The sequence below is a fragment of the Streptomyces sp. NPDC006510 genome (assembly GCF_040611955.1).
In the GTDB taxonomy this organism is placed as follows: Bacteria; Actinomycetota; Actinomycetes; order Streptomycetales; family Streptomycetaceae; genus Streptomyces.
This window is the reverse complement of record NZ_JBEXPH010000077.1, coordinates 20,903-38,133: the sequence shown is the minus strand read 5'-3', so window position 1 is coordinate 38,133 and position 17,231 is coordinate 20,903. Positions and strand designations below refer to the sequence as shown.

General features: G+C 72.3%; 18 protein-coding genes. 13 read left to right on the top strand and 5 right to left on the bottom strand.

Annotation, left to right across the window (positions count from 1 at the left end):
* Together ABZY11_RS22965 and ABZY11_RS22960 are read right to left on the bottom strand one after the other, a co-directional pair.
* A partial coding sequence (locus ABZY11_RS22965) for a response regulator transcription factor (RefSeq protein ID WP_356480937.1) occupies positions 1–470 on the bottom strand: 470 nt, incomplete at its 3' end.
* Complete coding sequence (locus ABZY11_RS22960; RefSeq protein ID WP_356480936.1) at positions 467–1,678, bottom strand: sensor histidine kinase; 1,212 nt, start codon at positions 1,676–1,678, stop codon at positions 467–469. The genes ABZY11_RS22960 and ABZY11_RS22965, both read right to left, overlap by 4 nt.
* A 110-nt stretch (positions 1,679–1,788) precedes the next feature.
* Here ABZY11_RS22960 and ABZY11_RS22955 point away from each other — a divergent pair, with 110 nt between their 5' ends.
* Together ABZY11_RS22955 and ABZY11_RS22950 are read left to right on the top strand one after the other, a co-directional pair.
* The gene (locus ABZY11_RS22955; RefSeq protein ID WP_356480935.1) at positions 1,789–2,880 is read left to right on the top strand and encodes an ABC transporter permease; all 1,092 of its coding nucleotides are present in this window, start codon (positions 1,789–1,791) and stop codon (positions 2,878–2,880) included.
* A complete protein-coding gene (locus ABZY11_RS22950; RefSeq protein WP_356480934.1) occupies positions 2,877–3,557 on the top strand; it encodes an ABC transporter ATP-binding protein in 681 nt (226 codons plus the stop codon). The genes ABZY11_RS22955 and ABZY11_RS22950 overlap by 4 nt, the downstream gene beginning before the upstream one ends.
* Before the next feature lie 58 nt (positions 3,558–3,615).
* On the opposite strand, the gene ABZY11_RS22945 is transcribed toward ABZY11_RS22950, so the two are convergent.
* Positions 3,616–4,416 carry an IclR family transcriptional regulator gene (locus ABZY11_RS22945; RefSeq protein WP_356480933.1) on the bottom strand — a complete coding sequence of 267 codons (801 nt, stop codon included), beginning with the start codon at positions 4,414–4,416 and terminating at the stop codon, positions 3,616–3,618.
* 390 nt (positions 4,417–4,806) lie between these two features.
* Between ABZY11_RS22945 and allB the strand changes: the two genes are divergently transcribed.
* The 3 genes from allB (at position 4,807) to ABZY11_RS22930 (ending at position 7,710) form a co-directional block, all read left to right on the top strand.
* Positions 4,807–6,150 carry an allantoinase AllB gene (allB, locus tag ABZY11_RS22940; protein WP_356480932.1) on the top strand — a complete coding sequence of 448 codons (1,344 nt, stop codon included), beginning with the start codon at positions 4,807–4,809 and terminating at the stop codon, positions 6,148–6,150.
* 2 nt (positions 6,151–6,152) lie between these two features.
* A complete protein-coding gene (gene alc / locus ABZY11_RS22935; protein WP_356480931.1) occupies positions 6,153–7,268 on the top strand; it encodes an allantoicase in 1,116 nt (371 codons plus the stop codon).
* 112 nt (positions 7,269–7,380) lie between these two features.
* On the top strand, positions 7,381–7,710 hold the full coding sequence (locus ABZY11_RS22930) for a putative quinol monooxygenase (RefSeq protein ID WP_356480930.1): 330 nt from the start codon (positions 7,381–7,383) through the stop codon (positions 7,708–7,710).
* 40 nt (positions 7,711–7,750) lie between these two features.
* Here the strand turns inward: ABZY11_RS22930 and ABZY11_RS22925 are convergent, their stop codons facing one another.
* The gene (locus ABZY11_RS22925; protein WP_356480929.1) at positions 7,751–8,503 is read right to left on the bottom strand and encodes an SDR family oxidoreductase; all 753 of its coding nucleotides are present in this window, start codon (positions 8,501–8,503) and stop codon (positions 7,751–7,753) included.
* A 191-nt stretch (positions 8,504–8,694) separates the two neighbouring features.
* Between ABZY11_RS22925 and ABZY11_RS22920 the strand changes: the two genes are divergently transcribed.
* From ABZY11_RS22920 to ABZY11_RS22895, 6 genes are all read left to right on the top strand, one after another.
* Positions 8,695–9,318: a dihydrofolate reductase family protein gene (locus ABZY11_RS22920; protein ID WP_356480928.1), complete on the top strand. Its 624-nt coding sequence runs from the start codon at positions 8,695–8,697 to the stop codon at positions 9,316–9,318.
* Positions 9,319–9,416: 98 nt separating this feature from the next.
* Positions 9,417–10,340: a DMT family transporter gene (locus tag ABZY11_RS22915; RefSeq protein WP_356480927.1), complete on the top strand. Its 924-nt coding sequence runs from the start codon at positions 9,417–9,419 to the stop codon at positions 10,338–10,340.
* 107 nt (positions 10,341–10,447) lie between these two features.
* On the top strand, positions 10,448–11,665 hold the full coding sequence (locus tag ABZY11_RS22910; RefSeq protein ID WP_356480926.1) for a histidine kinase: 1,218 nt from the start codon (positions 10,448–10,450) through the stop codon (positions 11,663–11,665).
* Between the two features lie 59 nt (positions 11,666–11,724).
* Positions 11,725–12,450: a response regulator transcription factor gene (locus ABZY11_RS22905; RefSeq protein ID WP_356480925.1), complete on the top strand. Its 726-nt coding sequence runs from the start codon at positions 11,725–11,727 to the stop codon at positions 12,448–12,450.
* 63 nt (positions 12,451–12,513) lie between these two features.
* Complete coding sequence (locus tag ABZY11_RS22900) at positions 12,514–13,710, top strand: cytochrome P450 (protein WP_356480924.1); 1,197 nt, start codon at positions 12,514–12,516, stop codon at positions 13,708–13,710.
* A gap of 16 nt (positions 13,711–13,726) precedes the next feature.
* Entirely contained in the window at positions 13,727–14,152 is a 426-nt protein-coding gene (locus ABZY11_RS22895; protein ID WP_356480923.1) for a PaaI family thioesterase, read from the top strand.
* A gap of 19 nt (positions 14,153–14,171) precedes the next feature.
* On the opposite strand, the gene ABZY11_RS22890 is transcribed toward ABZY11_RS22895, so the two are convergent.
* A complete protein-coding gene (locus ABZY11_RS22890) occupies positions 14,172–15,194 on the bottom strand; it encodes a Gfo/Idh/MocA family oxidoreductase (protein ID WP_356480922.1) in 1,023 nt (340 codons plus the stop codon).
* Positions 15,195–15,373: 179 nt separating this feature from the next.
* On the opposite strand from ABZY11_RS22890, the gene ABZY11_RS22885 reads away from it, so the two are divergent.
* Positions 15,374–16,090 carry a GntR family transcriptional regulator gene (locus ABZY11_RS22885; protein ID WP_356480939.1) on the top strand — a complete coding sequence of 239 codons (717 nt, stop codon included), beginning with the start codon at positions 15,374–15,376 and terminating at the stop codon, positions 16,088–16,090.
* Between the two features lie 93 nt (positions 16,091–16,183).
* Positions 16,184–17,191, top strand: a complete 1,008-nt coding sequence (locus ABZY11_RS22880) for a sugar ABC transporter substrate-binding protein (protein ID WP_356480921.1) — start codon at positions 16,184–16,186, stop codon at positions 17,189–17,191.
* Positions 17,192–17,231: the final 40 nt, after the last annotated feature.

Below are 17,231 nucleotides of genomic sequence, written 5' to 3'. Positions count from 1 at the left end.
CGCCCGCGGAGGCCCTGACCAAGCGCGAGCGTCCGCATGCGGTCCATCAGACGGTGGGCGACGGCCGGTGCGAGCGCCGAGCGGCCGGCCGCCGCCGTGCGCACCGCAGCCGCCAGCTCCTCCGGCGGGGCATCCTTCAGCAGGTAGCCGGCGGCGCCCGCCTCGACCGCGGCCAGGATGTCGGCGTCCGAGTCGTACGTGGTGAGGATCAGGACGCGGGGCGCGTCCGGCTGTGCCGTGATGGCCGCGGTGGCCTGCGATCCGTGCATGCCCGCGCCGAACTGGAGATCCATGAGGACGACATCGAACTCGCCGGTCGCGGCGAGCTCGACGGCCCGCTCGGCCGTGGCCGCCTCGTCGACCACCCGGAAACCGGGTTCGGAATCGAGCACGGCCCGCAGCCCCGCCCGCACCACCGGGTGGTCGTCGGCGAGCAGCAGCCTGATGGGGGTGGGGGTGGGGGTGCTCATGCGGCGTCCTGTCCTGGCCGGCCGTCGGGGATCGGGAGGGGAAGGGTGAGGGCGACGGCGGTGCCCTGACCGGGGGCCGACTCGACACTGAGCGTGCCGCCCAGCGAACGGGCCCGCGCACGCATCGCGGGCAGTCCGAAGCCACCGGTGTCGCCGCTGTCCGCGGCGACCGGCCCGCGCCCGGGGACAAAACCGCGGCCGTCGTCGACGACATCCAGCGACACCGAGGTGTCCATGAAGCTGAGGGTGATCTCCGCGCGCCCGGCCCCGGCGTGCCGCACCGTGTTGGCCAGCGCCGACTGGGCGGTACGCAGCAGCGCCACCTCGTACGGCGTGGGCAGCTCCACCGGTGTGCCGCTCACCGCGAACTGCACTGTGAGGCCGGGGCCCGTCGTGCGGGACGAGAGGCGTTCCAGAGCGGCCGCCAGGGAGCCGTTCGCCAGGTCCGGCGGCGACAGGGCGCGGACGAAGCGGCGGGCCTCGGCGAGATTGTCCTGGGCGGCCTCGCGGGCCCGGCGGACGTGCGCGGTGGCGGGGTCCTCGGCGGACAGGGTGCGTTCGGCGGCGCGCAGCAGCAGCTGGATGCTGGAAAGACCCTGCGCCAGCGTGTCGTGGATCTCGCGGGCCAGCCGCTCGCGTTCGGCGAGCGTGCCCGCGGTGCGTTCCGCCTCGGCCAGCTCCGCCCGGGTCGACATCAGCTCCTCGATGAGCTCCCGGCGCCGTTCGCTCTCCCGGAACAGCGCCTCGTATCCGAGCACCGTCGCGACCGCGACCGCCGCCCCGAGCAGCGGTCCGATGAACGTGCCCGGGTTGACGGCCTGGCCGTGCAGCACGAAGCAGGCGATGGCGGCGAGGGCGGTGACCGCGACGACCGGCAGTGCCCAGCGGGTCGGCAGCAGATGCAGTTGCAGGAAGTAGAGCGGGAAGGCCACCCACAGGGCGTCCGGCGACAGGACGAGCAGCGCCAGCCACACGGCGCCCAGCACCGCCAGCCACAGCGCGGCCGCGCGGGTGCGCGGCTGCACGGCTGGGGCGAGTGCGCCCGCCGCGTAGACGGCGGCCATCAGACAGCTGACCACGACGACGGCCGCGGTGTGGGTGCTGTCGCTGACGGCCCGGACCGCGGCGAGTGCGAGCAGCCCGACCAGCAGCGCGTGCAGACACAGCCGCAGCGCTGCGGCGACCGGGGGATGGGCGCGGGAATCCATGATTCATCCAGCGTAGACGCGGGGCGCCGGGGGCCGGTCAATCGAAAGGTTGATGTCGGGCCCCACCGCCGAGCGATGTTTCCGGGCGCCCGGACGGCGAGGCTGGGGGCATGTTCGTCGCATGGAGAGATCTCCGGTTCGCCAAGGGCCGGTTCGCACTCATGGGCACGGTCGTGGTCCTGATCACGCTGCTCGTGGGTCTGTTGTCCGGGCTCACCGCCGGTCTGGCCCGGGAGAACACCTCGGCCGTCACGGGGCTGAACGCCGACCACCTCGCGTTCGCCGCCCCGCCCGACGGCCGGTCGGTGTCCTTCACCGAATCGGCGGTGGAGGAGGGCGCCTGGCGGAGCTGGGCCGAGCGGCCCGGGGTGCGCGGCGCGGAACCGCTCGGCATCCGTACGCTCAACGCCGTCGCCGGCCAGGGGGAGCGCACGGCCGCGGTGTCGGCGTTCGGTGTCGAGCCGGACGGGGGCCTGGCGCCCACCGGTGCGCGGGTCGGCCCGGGGAAGGCGGTGCTGTCCGAGCAGGCCGCCGACGAGCTTGGGGCCGTGGCCGGTGACCGGGTACGCCTCGGTGGCACCGAGGTCACCGTCGCGGCCGTCTCGGGGGACGCCTCGTACAGCCACACGCCGGTCGTCTGGACCTCGCTCGACGACTGGCAGCGGTTCGGTGCGGAGGGTGCCGGCTCGGCACACCATGCCACGGTGGTCGCCCTGACCACCACCGACCGCGCCGATCTGGCCGCGGGCGACAAGGCGGCCGGCACCAGCACGCTCTCGCTCGACGACTCCCTCACCGCCATCGGCTCCTACCAGGCCGAGAACGGCTCGCTCCAGCTGATGCGCGGCTTCCTCTTCGCCATCTCCGCCCTGGTCATCGGCGCCTTCTTCACCGTCTGGACGATCCAGCGCAGCGGCGACGTCGCCGTGCTCAAGGCGCTCGGCGCCTCCACCCCGTATCTGCTGCGCGACGCGCTCGGGCAGGCCGTCGTGATGCTCGCCGTCGGTACGGGCGTGGGCACCGTGCTCGCCTCGGGCATCGGTGCCCTGATCAGCGGCGGGGCCGTGCCGTTCGTCCTCGACGCGGCGACCGTCCTGGTCCCGGCGGCCGTCATGATCGTCCTCGGTGCCCTCGGGGCGGCCCTGTCCATCCGGCGGATCACCGCCGTCGACCCGCTCACCGCACTCGGGAGTGCCCGATGACCCTCACCCTCGCCGATGTCACCCTCACCTACCCCGACGGCGACGGCCGGCTCACCGCCCTCGACCGGGTCTCGCTGGATGTGCCCGCGGGTTCGCTCACCGCGGTCGTGGGACCGTCCGGCTCCGGCAAGTCCAGCCTGCTCGCGGTGGCCGCGACCCTGGTCACCCCGGACACCGGCCGGGTGGTCGTCGCCGGTACGGACACCGCGGGCCTGGGCCGGGCACAACAGGCGGAGATGCGCCGCGAGCTCATCGGCATCGTCTTCCAGCAGCCCAATCTGCTGCCGTCGCTCACGGCGGCCGAACAGCTCCAGGTGATGACCCACCTCTCGGGCGGCTCCGTACGCGCGGCCCGTGGCCGGGCACTTGAACTGCTCGACGCGGTCGGCCTGGCCGACCAGGCCGGACGCAGGCCCCATCAGCTGTCGGGCGGACAGCGGCAGCGGATCAACATCGCACGGGCCCTGATGAACGACCCGGCGGTCCTGCTGGTCGACGAACCGACCAGCGCGCTCGATCACGAGCGGGGCGCGGCGGTGCTGGACCTGCTGGTCACGCTGACCCGGGAGCGGTCGACGGCGACCGTGCTGGTCACGCACGACCGGACCCATCTGGACCGGGTGGACCGCACGGTCCAGATGGACGACGGTTGCCTGACGGTGCCCGAACCGGTCTGACACGTAATGGAGGGGTGGCCCCCGGCCACCCCTCCATTACGTTCCGCTCCGGGACGTCTCAGCCGGTGGAACCGCTGCTCGCCAGCGCGTCCGAGAGCTCCTTGGCGGCCTGCTGGAGGATCGGCACGATCCGCTCCGTCGCCGCCTCCGTCACCCGGCCCGCCGGACCGGAGATCGAGATCGCGGCCGAAGTGGGCGAGTTCGGGACGGAGACCGCCAGGCAGCGCACCCCGATCTCCTGCTCGTTGTCGTCGACCGCGTAGCCGACCCGGCGGACCTGCTCCAGAGCGTCGAGGAAGCCGTCCGGGGTGGTGATCGTCTTCTCGGTGGCGGCCGGCATCCCGGTACGGGCGAGCAGGGCCCGCACCTCCTCCGGCGGCGTGTGCGCCAGCAGTGCCTTGCCGACCCCGGTGGAGTGGGGGAGCACCCGGCGGCCCACCTCGGTGAACATCCGCATCGAGTGCTTGGACGGCACCTGCGCCACGTACACGATCTCGTCGCCGTCGAGCAGCGCCATGTTCGCGGTCTCGCCGGTCTCCTCGACCAGCCGGGCCAGATACGGGCGGGCCCAGGTGCCGAGCAGCCGGGACGCGGATTCGCCGAGCCGGATCAGCCGCGGGCCGAGGGCATAGCGCCGGTTGGGCTGCTGGCGCACGTATCCGCAGAGCACCAGCGTGCGCATCAGGCGGTGAATGGTCGGCAGCGGGAGCCCGCTGCTCGCGGAGAGTTCGCTCAGCCCGACCTCACCCCCCGCGTCCGCCATCCGCTCCAGCAGATCGAAGGCACGCTCAAGGGACTGCACACCACCGCTGGAAGCGGCGGGCTTGGAGTCGGATGTGCTGGCGTGGGACGGCGGCACGTCAACGGTCCTTTCGAGGCGGAAGAGCGGGTGCCCCGCCCGGCGAGGCACCCAGCAGCCTACCGGGCGGTTCCCGATCGGCCCACTGCTCCGGGTGCGGCGTCCTGGCCGGTCAGAGCCCGTTTGTCCCGGTGTCGGCAGTCGGCGGGGCGGTTCTTCGGGCCAGCACTGGTCCCATGTTACGTTCCGCATTCCGAAATGGGACTTTTACTTTGTGGAAATCTCCAGTTGTCAGTGCGGGCTGGCCCGCCGGTCGTCGGGCGAGGAGGGTGGGGTCTTGACGGGCTCGAACCCCGAGTGAAGACTCCTTCAACAGTTCGTTGAATTCATCAGCGTTCGAAAGTTCGAAGTTTCGAACGAAGTCTCGAAAGTCCGAAGTGAGGAGCACGGGTGTCCGGTGCGGACGTGAAGCTGGTACTGCGCTCGACGCGTGTGGTCACCCCGGACGGGACGCGCCCCGCAGTGGTCGCCGTCGCCGACGGGAGAATCGACGCCGTCCTGCCGTACGACACCGAGGTGCCGGCCGGTGCCCGGCTGGAGGACTTCGGCGACGACGTCCTGCTGCCCGGACTCGTCGACACGCATGTCCATGTGAACGACCCGGGCCGCACCGAGTGGGAAGGCTTCTTCACCGCCACCCGCGCGGCGGCGGCGGGCGGCATCACCACCCTGCTCGACATGCCGCTCAACTCCCTCCCGCCGACCACCACCGTCGAGCATCTGCGCACCAAGCAGCGGGTGGCCGCTCCCAAGGCGCACATCGACACCGGCTTCTGGGGCGGTGCGATCCCGTCCAACGTCAAGGACCTGCGACCGCTGTACGAGGCCGGGGTGTTCGGCTTCAAGTGCTTCCTCTCGCCCTCCGGGGTCGAGGAGTTCCCGGAGCTCGACCAGGAGCAGCTGGCCCGGTCCATGGCGGAGATCGCCGGTTTCGGCGGGCTGCTGATCGTGCACGCCGAGGACCCGCGCCACCTGGCCTCCGCCCCGCAGCGCAGCGGACCCGCGTACGCCGACTTCCTCGCCTCCCGGCCGCGCGACGCCGAGAACACCGCGATCGAGGGGCTGATCGCGCACGCCAGGCGGCTGAACGCCCGCGTCCACATCCTGCACCTGTCCTCCGGCGACGCGCTGCCGATGATCGCCGCGGCGAAGCGCGAAGGCGTACGGATCACGGTGGAGTCCTGCCCGCACTTCCTCACCCTCACCGCCGAGGAAGTCCCGGACGGCGCCACGGAGTTCAAGTGCTGCCCGCCGATCCGCGAGGCGGCCAACCAGGACATGCTGTGGGAGGGGCTGGCCGACGGGACGATCGACTGCGTCGTCTCCGACCACTCGCCGTGCACCACCGACCTCAAGACGCCCGACTTCGCCTCCGCCTGGGGCGGGATCTCCTCCCTCCAGCTGGGACTGCCCGCCATCTGGACCGAGGCCCGCAAGCGCGGCCACTCCCTCGACGACATCGCCCGCTGGATGTCGGCCGCCCCCGCCGGACTGGCCGGACTGACCCGGAAGGGTGCCATCGAGACCGGCCGCGACGCGGACTTCGCGGTGCTCGCCCCGGACGAGACGTTCACCGTCGACCCCGCCGAACTCTTCCACCGCAACCAGGTCACCGCGTACGCCGGCAAGACCCTGCACGGCGTCGTGCGGTCGACCTGGCTGCGCGGCGAACGGATCGCGGCCGACGGCACCGTCTCCGGACCCACCGGCCGCCTCCTCGAAAGGAACCAGTGACCATGACGGCGACAGAGCGCTTCACCGGTGACGCGAACCCGTACGGCGGCGGCGACCCGTACGCCGACTACCGCACCGCCGACTTCCCCTTCACCGGTCTCGTCGACCTCGCCGACCGGCGGCTCGGCGCGGGTGTGATCGCCGCCAACGACGAGTTCTTCGCCGAGCGCGAGAATCTGCTCAAGCCGGAGCCCGCCGAGTTCGACCCCGAGCGCTTCGGTCACAAGGGCAAGATCATGGACGGCTGGGAGACCCGCCGCCGTCGCGGTGCGAGCGCCGCCGTGCCGCACCCTGCGGACGAGGACCACGACTGGGCCCTGGTACGGCTCGGCGCGCCCGGAATCGTACGCGGCATCGTCGTCGACACCGCCCACTTCCGCGGCAACTACCCTCAGGCGGTCTCCGTGGAGGCGGCCTGCGTGCCCGGCTCCCCGTCGCCCGAGGAACTCCTCGCGCCGGAGGTGAAGTGGACAACGCTCGTCCCCCGTACGGCCGTTGGCGGGCACGCGGCCAATGGCTTCGTGGTCGCGGCCGAGCAGCGCGTCACCCATCTGCGGGTCAACCAGCACCCCGACGGCGGGATAGCCCGCCTCCGGGTGTACGGCGAGGTCACCCCCGACCCCGCCTGGCTGGCCGCCCTCGGCACCTTCGATCTGGTCGCCCTGGAGAACGGTGGCACGGTGGAGGACGCCTCCGACCGCTTCTACTCCCCGGCCACCAACACCATCCGGCCCGGCCGGTCCCGCAAGATGGACGACGGCTGGGAGACCCGGCGCCGACGCGACCGGGGCAACGACTGGATCCGCTACCGGCTCGTCGAGCAGGCGGAGATCCGCGCCGTCGAGATCGACACCGCGTATCTGAAGGGCAACTCGGCGGGCTGGGCGAGCCTCTGGGCCCGCGACGGCGAGAGCGGTGACTGGACCGAGGTGCTGCCCCGGACCCGGCTGCAGCCCGACACCAACCACCGCTTCGTCCTGCCGGAGGCGGTCCGGGCCACGCACATCCGGATCGACATCTTCCCGGACGGCGGAATCTCCCGGCTGCGGCTGTTCGGCTCACCGACCGAGGAGGGCACCGCACGGCTGACGGCCCGCCACCGCGAACTGGGCGGTTAGGGTCTTTCGTCCGCGGTGGGCCCGGAGCCGGACGAGGAGTCCGGACCCGGGCCCACCGCCATCCGGGTGTGCCCGATGAGTCCGCGTCCAGGGCTTATGCGACCCTTGACGCATGATTTTCATCGCCGTCAAATTCACCGTCCGCAGCGAAGAGCGCGACAACTGGCTCCCGGCCGTCGAGCCCTTCACCCTCGCCACCCGGCAGGAGCCGGGCAACGTCTTCTTCGAGTGGTCGTACAGCGTCGAGAACCTGGACCAGTTCGTCCTGCTGGAGGCGTTCGCCTCCCCCGAGGCCGGTGCTGCCCATGTGAAGTCCGAGCACTTCGCGGCGGCCATGGACGTGATGGCGGACCTCGTGGCCGAGACTCCGGAGATCATCAACGTCGAGGTGCCGGGCGAGGGTTGGTCCCGGATGGCGGAGGTCACCCCGCGCTCGCGGTGACGCCGCACGCCGGCAGGTCCGCCTGCCGGCACGGGCGCCGTCAGGCCGCGTGGCCGCCGTCCACCGTCAGCTCCGTGCCGGTGATGTACGCCGCCCTGTCACTGGCCAAGTAGGCGATGAGGGACGCCACTTCGTCCGTCGCGCCGAACCGGCCCAGGGCGGTCGCGGTGCGCTGGCCGGCCGCGAACGGCCCGTCGGCCGGGTTCAGATCCGTGTCGATGGGGCCGGGCTGCACCAGATTGACCGTGATGCCGCGCGGGCCGAGTTCACGGGCGAGCGGCTTGGTGAGACCGGCCAGCGCCGACTTGCTCATCGTGTAGAGGGTGGAGCCGGGACCGCCCGCGTGCCGGCTCAGGGCCGTACCGACGGAGACGATGCGGCCACCGCGCTCCATCAGCCCCGCCGCCGCGCGGCAGGCCAGGAACACCGCCCGCACATTCACCGCCAGCACCCGGTCCACATCGGCCGGGGTGAGGGTGCCGATGGGCCCGAGGACGCCGATGCCCGCGTTGTTGACCAGGATGTCCAGCCGGCCGAGCGCGTCCGCGGCCCCGGTCACGGCCGCCGGGACCGCTTCGGGGTCGGCCGAGTCCACGCGCAGGGCGATGCACCGTCGGCCGTACGAGCCGATCCTCTCGACGACCGCTTGCGCGCCCGCCTCGTCCTGTACGTACGTCAGTGCCACATCGACGCCCTCCCGGGCCAGCCGCAGGGCGGTCGCGGCGCCGATGCCGCGGCTGCCTCCGGTGACGAGTGCGGTCCGGGCCGTGCCGGTGATGGTGTTGGTGATCATGGGTTCCTCGCAGGTCGGCGGTGTTTCGTCAGGTGCTTCGGCATGGACAAGGAAAGTCGTTCCGCCCGGCTGCCACCGGCGGGAATCGGACGCCTATGCGAGGCACCGTCCGTGGCCCGGCCGATGAGTTCCGGGTGGCCGCGGGGTCGGAGGAGAAAGACGATCGACTGACCCGGAACAGGAGAAGGACCATGGCCAAGCTGACTCTCACCACATTCCTGTCGCTCGACGGTGTCATGCAGGCACCGGGCGGCCCCGACGAGGACCGCAGCGGCGGATTCGAGTACGGCGGCTGGACCGTGCCGTTCGCGGACGAAGGCATGATGCAGTTCATCAATGAGCTGTTCGGCCGGTCGGCGGCCTTCCTCCTGGGCCGTCGCACGTACGACATCTTCGCCGCCTACTGGCCCAAGGTGACCGCCCCCGACCACCTCGTGGCGAGCCGCCTCAACGCGCTCCCCAAGTACGTCGTCTCGACCACCCTGGACTCGCCCATGTGGCACGACACGACCGTCATCTCCACCGATGTCGCCGAGGAGATCGCCCGCCTCAAGGAGCGCACGGAGGGCGGCGAGCTCCAGATCCACGGCAGCGGCGCGCTCGCCCGGTCCCTGATGGCGCACGGCCTGATCGACGAGTACAACCTCCTCGTCTACCCGGTTGTGCTGGGCCGGGGAGCCCGTCTCTTCCCGGAGGGCGGGCAGCCGACCGCCTTCGAGCGGACCGAGGCGCGGGAGACCCCGAGCGGCATCTCGATCCACACCTACCGGCCCGCGGGCCCGGCGCGGTTCGGTTCCTTCCCGCTCGACGCCTGAGAGGGCTGTTCCGGACGGGGCGACGCCCGGTACGGTGATCGTTCCGCGTGTGAGCCATCGAGGTCTCCACATCGTTCCCGCCGTGGAGAACCAGCCGGGTGTCCTCGATCGCCGTACCCACCGTCGCCCCGTCCCGCCGTGCCTGGCTCACCGATCTGCCCGTGCTGCTCGTCGCGGTCGTCTGGGGTTCGAGCTATCTGGCGGCCAAGGGCATCACCACCTCCCGGACCGTCCTCGCCGTGCTCGTGCTGCGGTTCGCCGTCGTCCTGCCGGTGCTGGTGTTGGCCGGCCGGCGCAGGCTCCGGGCGCTCACCGCGGCGCAGTGGCGGGGGGCCGGCCTGCTGGGGCTCGTCCTCAGCGCGATCTTCCTGGTGGAGACGTACGGCGTCGTGCACACCTCGGCGACCAACGCGGGGCTCATCATCAGCCTCACCATGATCTTCACCCCGCTCGCCGAGGCCGCCGTGACCCGCGTCCGGCCGCCCAGGGCCTTTCTCTCCGCCGCGGCGCTCTCGGTCGCCGGTGTGGTGCTGCTGACCCAGGGCGGCGGATTCACCAGTCCTTCGGCGGGCGACCTGCCGATGCTGGTGGCCGCCCTCGCCCGTACCGTGCACGTGCTGCTGATGGCCCGCATCAAATCGGTGCAGGGAGCCGACTCGCTGTCGCTGACCACGGTCCAGCTCGGCAGCTCGGTCGCCGTCTTCGCGGTGTTCGCTACCGTGCCCGGCACCGGGGAGGCGCCGTGGACGGTGGCCGCGGGATTCGGCGTCCGGGAATGGGGCGGGCTGCTCTTCCTCTCCGTCTTCTGCACACTCTTCGCCTTCTTCGTGCAGATGTGGTCGGTGCGCCGCACCTCACCCTCCCGCGTCAGCCTGCTGCTGGGCACGAAACCGCTGTGGGCCGCCGCCGTGGGCATCGCGATCGGCGGCGAGCGGCTCGGTGTCCTCGGCGCGGTGGGTGCGGTGCTCGTCCTGGCCGGTACCGCGTGGGGCCGCCGGTCGGTGACTCCGGCCGCTCCTTGAGCCACCGGGCAGCGGCGCCCGTCCGAAAGTCTCGTGTTCCGCGACTTTGGTCGCTCGGCGCGTCCGCACGGCCGGGGTCATCCGCCTGACCTGGGTAGTTTTGTGGCATGACGCGTACGGAATACCGCTGGCTGCTGCCCTCGGCGATGGCCGACCCCGAGCTGCCCGGCGACCGGAACGGCCGCTCGCGTCGCACCGTGCGGGACTGGGCCGTCGACCTGACCGCCTTCCTCTGCGCGGCCGTGTTCGGCGTGCTCGCGGCCGCGACGATCGAAGCCGACCGCACCACCCCGGACGCCGTCCTTTTCGCCGACTGCGTGATCGGGGCCGTGGCCTGCTGCGCCCTGTGGGTGCGGCGGCGGTGGCCGGTCGGCGTCGCGGTGGGCCTGGTCCTGGTCGCCACGGTCGAGCCGGTCGCGGCGGGGGCGATGTTCGTCGCCCTGTTCGGCGTGGCCGTGCACCGCCCGTTCCGGCCCGTGGTGGCCGTCGGAGCGCTCGCCCTGGCGCTCGCCCCCGTACAGCCGTATCTGCGCCCCGACCCGGACACCTCGTTCGTCGGGGCCACGGTCGTCGGGGTGCTGCTGCCGCTGCTGGTGGTCAGCTGGGGCATGGTCGTACGGTCCAGGCGCCAGCTCGTGGTCACCCTGCGCGAGCGGGCCCACCGGGCCGAGACCGAGGCGGAACTCCGCGCCGAACAGGCCCAGCGGCTGGCCCGCGAGGCCATCGCTCGCGAGATGCACGACGTCCTCGCCCACCGGCTGACCCTGCTCAGCGTCCACGCCGGTGCCCTCGAATTCCGCCCCGACGCACCGACCGCCGAGGTGGCCCGCGCGGCCGGAGTCATCCGGGACAGCGCGCACGAGGCGCTCCAGGACCTCCGCGAGATCATCGGAGTCCTGCGCAGCCCCGGCGAGAGCGACGGCGACCGGCCGCAGCCCACCCTCGCCACCCTGGACTCGTTGATCGGCGAGTCCCGGCTGGCCGGCATGAAGGTCACCCTCGACAACCGCGTCGATGACCCGGCCGCGGCCCCCGCCGCCACCGGCCGCACCGTCTACCGCATCGCCCAGGAGGGCCTGACCAACGCCCGCAAGCACGCACCCGGCACCGAGGTCACCGTCACGGTCACCGGAGCCCCGGGCGAAGGGTTCACCGTCGAGGTGCGCAACCCGGCGCCCACCGAACCCTTCGAGCGGGTCCCCGGTTCCGGCCAGGGGCTCATCGGCCTCACGGAGCGCGCCACCCTGGCCGGGGGCAGCCTCGACCACGGGCCGCAACCGGGCGGGGGCTTCCGCATCCGGGCTTCGCTGCCGTGGCCGGCCTGATCCGGCCGGAAGCCGGTCCCCGGCGCGTCCGGGGTCCGGGCCTGGCTACGGTGGTCGTCATGACCACCCCTACCCCGCTGGATCCCGTGGCCCGGCCCGTCCGGCTGATCGTCGTCGACGACGACCCGCTCGTACGGGCCGGGCTCACCCTCATGCTCGGCGGCGCCGACGACATCGACATCGTGGGGGAGGGGGCGGACGGCACGGAGGTCGCCGGACTCGTCGACCGGCTGCGCCCGGACGTGGTGCTGATGGACATCCGGATGCGGGCCATGGACGGGCTGACCGCGACCGAGTTCCTGCGCGCCCGGCCCGATGCCCCGGAGGTCATCGTCCTGACCACGTTCCACGCCGACGAACAGGTACTGCGGGCCATCCGCGCCGGAGCAGCCGGATTCGTGCTCAAGGACACCCCACCGGCGCAGATCGTCGACTCGGTACGTCGGGTGGCGGCCGGCGATCCGGTGCTGTCGCCCGCGGTGACGCGTCAGCTCATGGCCCGCGCCGCCGGGACCGGATCCCGCGACGGCCGGGCGGACCGCGCCGACCGGGCCCGACAGCGGATCGCCGCACTCGCCGAGCGGGAACGCGAGGTCGCGATCGCCGTCGCACGGGGCCGTTCCAACGCCGAGATCGCCGCGACGCTCTATCTCAGCGTGGCGACCGTGAAGACCCAGGTGTCCCGGATCCTGGCCAGGTTCGACTTCAACAACCGTGTCCAGATCGCGCTGTTGGTGCACGACGCGGGCCTGCTCGACGACGACGGCGCGGAACGGGCGACATAGGGTGATGCGGTCGGTCCGAAGCGATCGGGCCGGACGAGCCGTCAGACCGGGAGGGGCGATCCCATGTCCGATGCCAGTGGCCGTGCCGAGGTCGATGTCGATCTGCGCGGCGTCACGGACTTCACCGCGAACCCGTATCCCTACTACGAGAAGCTGCGCGCCGCGGGCCCGGTGCACACCGTCCGCACCGACGAGTTCGAGTGCGTCTGGCTCGTGGTGGGGTACGACGAGGCCCGCTCGACCCTCGCCGACCCGCGGTTCGCCAAGGACTGGCGGGGTCTGCCGGGCGCACCCGCCGAGAGCGACCCCATCTTCCTCAACATGCTGGAGCTGGACGCGCCCCACCACACCCGGCTGCGCAAGCTCGTCGCCCGGGAGTTCACCGCCCGCCGGGTCGAGGCCCTGCGCCCGCGCGTCCAGCAGATCACCGACGAGCTCCTCGACGCGGTGGTGCCCGCCGGACGTGCCGATCTCGTCGACGCGCTCGCCTTCCCGCTGCCGATGACCGTCATCTGCGAGCTGATCGGGGTCCCGGACCTGGACCGCGACGCCTTCCGCAAGCTGTCGAACGGTGTCGTCACCCCCGCCTCGCCCTCGCAGGAGTCCGAGGCGGTGCGCGCCATGAACGAGTACCTCCGCGAACTCATCGAGGACAAGCGCTGCTCGCCCGGCGACGACCTGATGAGCGCTCTGGTCAGGACCCGCGACGAGGAGGGCGACGGGCTGTCGCCCGACGAACTCGTGGGCATGGCCTTCCTGTTGCTGGTGGCCGGCCACGAGACCACGGTCAACCTGATCGCCAACGGGGTACGGGCGCTGCTCGACCACCCCGACCAACTGGCGGCCCTGCGGGACGACCCGGAGCTGATCGGCGGTGCGGTCGAGGAGATGCTGCGCTACGACGGGCCGGTGGAGACCGCCACGTTCCGCTATCCCCGTGAGCAGGTCGAGATCGGGCAGCGGGTCGTTCCGGCGGGCGCCCCGGTCCTGGTGTCCCTGGCGGGCGCCGACCGGGACCGCGGCCGCTACCCGGAACCGGACACCTTCGACATCCGCCGCGAAACCCAGGGCCACCTGGCCTTCGGGCACGGCGTCCACTTCTGTGTGGGTGCGCCGCTGGCCCGTATGGAGGGCCGGATCGCGATCCGTACGCTGCTGGAGCGGTGCCCCGCCCTCGCGCCGGACGCGGCGGCCGGGGAGCCGGACTGGATTCCCGGGATGCTGATCCGCGGGGTGCGCGGACTGCCCGTCCGCTGGTGAGACAAGGAGCTCAGTGATGAACGGACTTGACCTGGAACTGGCGCGGAAGGTGCTCGACAGCCAACCGTTCAGCGGTCTCGTGGGGGCGCGGCTCACCGCCTTCGGGGACGGCGCCGCCACCCTCGAAGTGGACATCCGCCAGGAACTCCAGCAGCAGAACGGCTTTCTGCACGGCGGGGTCCTGGCCTACGCGGCCGACAACGCGATCACCTTCGCCGCCGGCACGACGCTCGGCCCGGCCGTGCTGACCGGTGGTTTCTCCATCCAGTACGTCCGGCCCGCCACCGGCAGCACCCTCATCGCGCACGCCGAGGTCGCGCACACCGGCCGCCGCCAGGCGGTGGTCCGCTGCGAGCTGTTCGCCGCGGGGGAGGAGGGGGAGCGGATGCTCTGCGCGGTCGCGCAGGGGACCGTGCTGTCGGCCGCGTCGCCGTCCGCCTGAACGTCCGTCCCGTAGCCGGCTACGAGGAGGGCTGCGCCGCGCCGTCGGCGATCTCCGCGATCGCCACGGGGCGGCGCTCCCGGCGGGACACCTCGCACGCCTCCGCGATCAGCAGCGCGAACCACGCCTCCCGGCCGTCGCACGGATTGGGCTGCTCGCCCCGCACCACCTGTACGAACGCGTCCAGTTCGGCTTCGTACGCCGGAGCGAACCGCTCCAGGAAACCCGGCCAGGGGCTGGCGGGGGCCGGGGGGCCCTGCGGTTCGGCCGAGGTGACCGGTGTGCGGGCGTCCAGGCCGACCGTGATCTGGTCCAGCTCGCCCGCCAGTTCCATCCGTACGTCGTAACCGGCGCCGTTGCAGCGGGTGGCCGCTGCGGTGGCCAGGGTGCCGTCGTCGAGGGTCAGCAGGACCGCCGCCGTGTCGATGTCGCCCGCCGCCCGGAACATCCCGGGCCCGGCATCCGATCCGGTGGCGTACACCTCCGTCACCTCCCGGCCCGTCACCCACCGCAGCATGTCGAAGTCATGGACCAGACAGTCCCGGTACAGCCCCCCGGAGAGCGGCAGATACGCGGCGGGCGGCGGGGCGGGGTCCATCGTCACCGCCCGCACGGTGTGCAGCCTGCCCAGCGCACCGGCCCGCACGGCGGCTCGGGCCGCCCGGTAGCCCGCGTCGAACCTGCGCATGAAGCCCAGCTGGAGCACGCTCCCGGCCCGGTCGACCTCGCGCAGCGCGCCCAGGGTCCCCGGCAGGTCCAGGGCGATCGGCTTCTCGCAGAACGCCGGGAGTCCCGCGCGTGCGGCCCGGCCGATCAGCTCCCCGTGCGCCGCGGTGGCCGAGGCGATCACCACGGCGTCCACACCGGCGCCGAACACCTCGGCGGCGTCCGGGGCCGTCGTCGCGCCGGTGCACCGCGCGACCTCGGCCGCCCGTGCCCCGTCGGTGTCCGTCACCACCAGGGCGTCCACCTCGGGATGGCGGGCCAGCACGCCCGCGTGGAAGGAACCGATCCGGCCGGTGCCGATGAGTCCGATGCGCATGGACCCAACGTGCCGTCCACCGGCTGCGCTGTCAACCATATGTCCTGACAAGGTGCGCCTTGTTGGTTCGTCATGCTGTCCGGACAACAGAACGACCGGACTACCGGAGGTTCTGACGTGAGGGTTACCCTCCACGCGTGCCCAAACCCACCACCGACCCCGCCGCACTCGAACTGGGCGTGGACCGCACCAGCCCGATCCCGCTCTACTTCCAGCTGGCCCAGCAGCTGGAGGCCGCCATCGAGCAGGGCCGGCTGGCCCCCGGCAGTCTGCTCGGCAACGAGATCGAGCTCGCGGCGCGGCTCGGCCTGTCCCGGCCCACGGTCCGCCAGGCCATCCAGTCGCTCGTCGACAAGGGGCTGATGGTGCGCCGTCGCGGCGTCGGCACCCAGGTCGTGCACAGCAGGGTCAGGCGCCCGCTCGAACTGAGCAGCCTCTACGACGACCTGGAGGCCGCGGGCGGGCACCCCACGACCCGCGTCCTGCGCAACACCGTCGAACCCGCCCCGGCGGCGGTGGCCGACGCCCTCGCGGTCGCCGAAGGCACCGACGTACACCTCGTCGAACGGCTGCGGTACGCGCACGACGAGCCGCTGGCGCTCCTGCGCAACCACCTGCCGCTCGGGATCGTCGACCTGGACACCGGGCGGCTGGAGGCCACCGGCCTGTACCGGCTGATGCGCGGCGCCGGGATCACCCTGCACAGCGCCCGCCAGACCGTCGGCGCCCGGCTCGCCACCGCAGACGAGGCGGCCGGGCTCGCCGAGACGGCGGGGGCCGCCCTGCTGACGATGGAGCGCACCACCTTCGACGACACCGGGCGGGCGGTCGAGTACGGCTCCCACATCTACCGGGCCTCCCGCTACACCTTCGACTTCCAGCTGCTCGTACGGTGACCACGGCCGCACGGCCCCGTTGACGTCTCGTACGCCCGCCGCTAGAACTCCCCCAGCCGCAATCGGGCGGCGGGGAGAGAAGGCGGACCCACCATGCGTACCTCTCGCAGGGCAGCAACCCTGATCACCGTCGCGACCCTCGGCCTCGGGCTCACCGTCGCCGGGTGCAGCGGCTCCGGCGGCAGGAGCGCCGAGGAGAAACCCGCAGGGGGAAGCGGCGCGGGCACGGCGGCCGGCACGCCCCGGATGAAGATCGCCATGGTTACGCACTCCGGGGAGGGCGACACCTTCTGGGACATCGTGCAGAGCGGCGCGAAACAGGCGGCTGCCAAGGACAACGTCGAGTTCCTGTACTCGGCGAACAAGGAGGGCAAGGAACAGGCCCAGCTCGTCCAGGCCGCCATCGACCAGAAGGTCGACGGGCTGATCGTCACCCTCGCCAAACCGGAAGCCGTCAAGGACGTCGTCGCGAAGGCGGTGAAGGCCGGCATACCCGTCGTGACCATCAACTCGGGCGCGCAGTTCTCCCGGCAGGCCGGCGCCCTCGGGCACATCGGGCAGGACGAGAAGGTCGCGGGCGAGGCGGTCGGCGACGAGCTCGACGCACGGGGCCGCAAGAAGGCTCTCTGCGTCATCCACGAGCAGGGCAACGTGTCGCTGGAGGAGCGCTGCGCCGGGGTGCGCAAGACCTTCGGCGGCAGGGTCGAGAACCTCAACGTCGAGGGCACCAACATGCCGGCCTCCACCTCCTCGATCGAGGCGAAGCTCCAGGCCGACAAGGACATCGACGCGATCGTCACCCTCGGCGCCCCCTTCGCCGCCGCCTCCGTCAAGGCCAAGGAGGGCTCCGGCAGCAGAGCGGAGGTCGACACCTTCGATCTGAACGCCGAGGTCGTCAAACGCCTGAAGGCGTCCGAGCTCGGCTTCGCCGTCGACCAGCAGCCCTACCTCCAGGGCTATCTCGCCGTCGACGAGCTGTGGCTGAAGCGGACCAACGGCAACGTCATCGGCGGCGGAAAGCCGGTGCTCACCGGCCCGGCGATCGTCACCGCCGACGATGTGCCGCAGCTGGAGAAGTACACCGCGCGCGGCACCCGGTGAACCGCCCGCACACCGCGGTGCGCACCCGGTGCCGACACTC